Annotated in this window: 1 protein-coding gene and 1 pseudogene; both read right to left on the bottom strand. The window is 43.3% G+C overall.

What is annotated here, in order from left to right:
- Positions 1-289: 289 nt before the first annotated feature.
- Positions 290-388: pseudogene (gene rpsU, locus V7K67_RS02480) on the bottom strand (30S ribosomal protein S21); the annotation flags it as partial.
- Positions 389-519: 131 nt separating this feature from the next.
- Positions 520-828: an RNA recognition motif domain-containing protein gene (locus tag V7K67_RS02475; RefSeq protein ID WP_335165138.1), complete on the bottom strand. Its 309-nt coding sequence runs from the start codon at positions 826-828 to the stop codon at positions 520-522.
- Positions 829-1060: the final 232 nt, after the last annotated feature.

Below are 1060 nucleotides of genomic sequence, written 5' to 3'. Positions count from 1 at the left end.
CGATGGCGAGGCAACTTTACTATCACTAATTTTTTACCGATGGTAGGTGTAATATCAGCTTACCTGCTTTGTATACCAATTAGATAGCTAGGGAGCGGAACGCTCGGTCTCAAACAAAGCTCATCGAAGACATCCTGGATATCTCTCAATACTGTTCGGTTAAGGCAAGAGACGCGATAAATCGCGTCTTTGTGATCTAGAATTTTCATCAAAAAACCTTAACCGAACCGTATTGGGATATCTCTGGCATAATCACAGGCAAGCTACGTCTGCAAGTCCGTCCAGTCAACCTAATATCTGGAAAAATCCCAGCCTTGGAAACTTCTCGCTTAAATCGACGTAAGGCTGACTCAATGTGTTCATTGTCACCCACTATTATTTGGGTCATTATCTCTCCTGCTAAATTGACTTACTTAATGGCTGATAGTGGTAAGCCGCCCAGTTAACTAAAGTGCAAAAAAGGCAGACTCTTTGTCTGACCTGAAAATTCGCTCTCTCTTTCTTTCAGCTTTCTTCCGCTTAGTAGCGGTTACGTCCACCGCCCCCACCGTACCCTCCCCGGTTCCCACCAGACGAACCTCTGTCTTCTCTGGGTTTAGCCTTATTCACTTTCAGGTCACGACCCATCCACTCAGCACCATCAAGACCTTCAATGGCAGCTGCTTCTTCTGCATCTGTTCCCATTTCTACAAAACCAAAACCGCGTGGTTGTCCTGTTTCACGGTCAGTAGGTAGTTGAACACGCTTTACAGTACCATATTCAGCAAAAACACCCTTAATATCATCTTCCTTAACTTCGTAAGAGAGGTTGCCTACATAAATTGACATTGATTATCTCCAAAAATATTAGTGTGTAGAGATTTAAATTTTGGAGAAAAGTCTGTAGATACCAAAAGGGGAAAACCTGTCAATACTAAAAACAAAGATACTCACCGAATCAGAGCATTTTTCTCTCACCAGAGACATACAGCGCTTCCGGCTATTATGCAATACAGTTTTCCTCTTGCCCCTCTCCTATCATAGCTTTCAGCTATGAGGATGTACCTCATAGCTGCCGGAA

The sequence above is a fragment of the Nostoc sp. genome (assembly GCF_036917155.1).
Taxonomy (GTDB): domain Bacteria; phylum Cyanobacteriota; class Cyanobacteriia; order Cyanobacteriales; family Nostocaceae; genus Nostoc.
The sequence above is the reverse complement of the archived record's forward strand: the minus strand, read 5'-3'. Positions and strand labels throughout refer to the sequence as shown.

Coding starts and splice junctions, on each gene's coding strand:
- V7K67_RS02475 (WP_335165138.1), bottom strand. CDS start 828: ATGTCAATTTATGTAGGCAACCTCTCTTACGAAGTTAAGGAAGATGAT.